Source organism: Reyranella sp. (genome assembly GCF_050185545.1).
Taxonomy (GTDB): domain Bacteria; phylum Pseudomonadota; class Alphaproteobacteria; order Reyranellales; family Reyranellaceae; genus Reyranella.
Map to the genome: position 1 here is coordinate 1 of NZ_JBFWZI010000363.1, position 2,848 is coordinate 2,848.

A 2,848-nucleotide genomic window follows, 5' to 3' on the forward strand; every position below is an offset into this window, starting at 1 on the left:
CTGGCGGAGACGCCCAGCACCCGGCACATCGTGGCGATCGGATACACGGCCCGGTTCGCGCTCACGAATCGGAATCCTTCGGCGGGATCGTCTCCCGCGCGAACCAGGCCGCCGCTTTTGACAGGATCTCCCGCTCAAGCTTCAGCTGCCTGTTCTCGTGTCGCAGCCGAGACAGTTCATCCCGCTCGACCGTCGTCAACCCGTCATTGCGATGACCTTCATCCCGCTCTGCCTGGGCGACCCAATTGCGGATCGCTTGCGACGATGGCTCGAACTCCCGGGACAGTTCTTCGGGCGTGCGTCCAGCTCGAACAAGCTCGACCATTTGCCGACGGAACTCCGGTGAATAGGGCTCATGATGCCTGTTTGCCATGGTGGACTCCTGAAACACTATCGTGCCGATGTCCACGAAACCGGGGCAACTTCAGTCGCGCGAGAAGTGCCGCCTCACCGCAGCGCCGCGGCGATGTTGCCGCCGTCGACGGTGATGACGGCGCCGGTGCTCTTGCTGGCCTTGGCGAGCGCCACGAAGGATTGGGCGACGTCGTCGGCCGTGACCTCGAGGCCGAGCAGGTTGCCGCCCATGTAGTCGGCTTCGCTGAGGCCGCGCGCCTTGGAGCGCTGGGCGATCATCGCGTCGGTCAGCAGGCCGGAGCGGATGCGGTCGGCGTTGACCGCGTTGGAACGGATGCCGTCGGCTCCGTGGTCGAGCGCGTACTGGCGCATCAGGAACAGGGTCGCCGCTTTGGGCAGGCCATAGGGGCCGAAATCGGGACCGGGATTGACCGCCTGCTTGGACGTGTTGAACAGCAGGCAGCCGCCCAGGCCCTGGGCGCGCATCACCCGCACGGCGTTCTGCGCCACGCTCTGGTGGGCCCAGAAATTGAGCTCGAAGCTCTTGCGCAAGGTCGCCTCGTCGACATCACCGATCTTGCCCTGCCATGCCGCGCCGGCATTGGAGACCACGATGTCGACGCCGCCGTAGGTGGCAGCGATGCGATCGAAGGCGACGCGCACCTCGGCGGGATTGGTCACATCGCAGGCGATGGCGAGGCCCTTCACCTTGCCGGCGATATCCTTGGCTCGCGCCCCGTCCTGATCGACCACGACCACCTCGGCGCCCTCGCGTGCGAAGGCCTGCGCTGTCGCGGCACCAATGCCCGAGCCGCCACCGGTCACGACGACGATGCGCCGCGCCAGCGGCTTCTCGGCCTCTGCGCCGAGCTTGGCCTGCTCGAGCGACCAGTACTCGATGTCGAAGATGTCGGGCTCGGGAATGCACTGGTAGGTGCCGAGCCGTTCGGCGTCGGCCACTACCTCGACCGTGGTCTCGGCGAGGTCGGCCGCAATCCTGGCATCCTTGGACGACTTGCCCAGTCCGAACAGGCCGAGGCCTGGCACAAGCACGACGCGCGGAATCGAATCGAGCTCGGTCTTGCTCGGCAGCTGGCGCGCATTGTGGCGCGCGAAGTAGCCGTGGTAGTCGGCGACGAACCTGTCGAGCGCCTGCTTCGCCCCGGCCCTGAAGTCGTCGAGCTTGCCGGCCGCGGGCGCCGGCACGACCAGCGGCAGGTTCTTGGTACGGATCGCATGGTCGGGCGTCACCGGTCCCTGCTGGCTGTAGCGCGCGATCTCGCGGCCGCCGACATAGGCGAGGATCTGCGCGCTGGTGCGGAACTCGAAGACGAAGCGCTGCGCGGCCTCGCGGCCACCGCTCTTGGCCGGCAATGAGAGAAGACCGCGCAGGATGGGCGCGACGTCGGCAGCGCCGGCGATCGCGTCGGGCAGGCTGGCGCCGGGGAATATCTTGCGTGTCGCCTTGGCCAGCCGCCACTCGGCCAGGGTCACGAGGTCGATCATGCGGACATAGGCTTCTTCCGCCGTGGCGCCCATCGAGAAGATGCCGTGCTTCAGCAGGATCAGTCCCTCGACGTCGGGATGGGCGCGCGAGACCTCGCTCGCCTTCTTGGCCAGCGCAAAGCCCGGCATGATGTAGGGCACCAGGGCGGCGCGCTTGCCGAACACGTCGCGCGCCAGTTCTTCGCCGTCAGGCTGGTCGGTCAGCGCCAGCACCGCATTGGAATGCGTGTGGTCGATGAATTTGTGCGGCAGGAAAGCGTGCAGCAGCGTCTCGACCGAGGGGTTGGGCGCCTTGCTGTCGAGCAGGTTGCAGCGCTGGATGTTGACCATGTCCTCGTCGGAGAGCGCCTGCAGGCCGACCAGGCCGCCGAGCGGGGCGAGCCGCACGGCCGGCAGGCCGGGCGCCTCGATCGTGCCCATGTCCCAGCCGCTGCCCTTGACGCAGAGAACATCGACCTGCTCGCCGGTGACGTCGGCCACCCGCGTCTTCACCGACGTGTTGCCGCCGCCGTGCAGCACCAGGCGCGGCTCGCCGCCCAGCAGCCGCGTCGTGTAGACGCGCAGCGCCAGGTCCTCGCCGATGCCCTTGGCGGCATGGCGGGCGATCGCATCCTTGGCATCGCTATCGGACCACAGGTTCTGCATTTACGTCCTCTTGCGTTCAGAACTCATGCTCTTCTGGACCGCGGGCGTCTCGCCCGCTCATGCTCATGCATCTTGAGCGGGCGAGACGCCCGCGGTCCAGAAGAGCATGACGTAGATCCTAGCCATGCGAGATCACGATCTTGCCGAAATGGGCCTGGCTCTTCATGTGCCGATAGGCTTCCTTCGCCTCGGCGAAAGGAAACACCCGGTCGACGACGGGCTTGAGTCGGTTCGCCGCGATCGCCCGGTTCATCGCCTCGAACATCTGCCGGTTGCCGACGTAGAGTCCCTGGACGTGCAGGTTGCGCCGCAGGATCGGCATGGGATCGACCTCCGCCATGCC

At 67.0% G+C, this 2,848-nt stretch carries 3 protein-coding genes; all 3 read right to left on the minus strand.

Annotated features, from left to right (window positions below):
- Positions 1 to 61 precede the first annotated feature (61 nt).
- Entirely contained in the window at positions 62 to 373 is a 312-nt protein-coding gene (locus AB7O82_RS38055) for a transposase (RefSeq protein WP_428621944.1), read from the minus strand.
- A 74-nt stretch (positions 374 to 447) separates the two neighbouring features.
- Positions 448 to 2,505 (minus strand): bifunctional aldolase/short-chain dehydrogenase, encoded by a 2,058-nt coding sequence (locus AB7O82_RS38060; RefSeq protein WP_428556154.1) that lies wholly within the window; start codon positions 2,503 to 2,505, stop codon positions 448 to 450.
- Positions 2,506 to 2,623: 118 nt separating this feature from the next.
- Positions 2,624 to 2,848: zinc-binding dehydrogenase (locus AB7O82_RS38065; RefSeq protein ID WP_428621946.1), on the minus strand; the 225-nt coding region annotated here is incomplete at its 5' end.

Bases quoted from the DNA above. Each gene is read 5' to 3' on its own strand.
- AB7O82_RS38055 (WP_428621944.1), bottom strand. From the start codon at position 373: ATGGCAAACAGGCATCATGAGCCCTATTCACCGGAGTTCCGTCGGCAA.
- AB7O82_RS38060 (WP_428556154.1), bottom strand. From the start codon at position 2,505: ATGCAGAACCTGTGGTCCGATAGCGATGCCAAGGATGCGATCGCCCGC.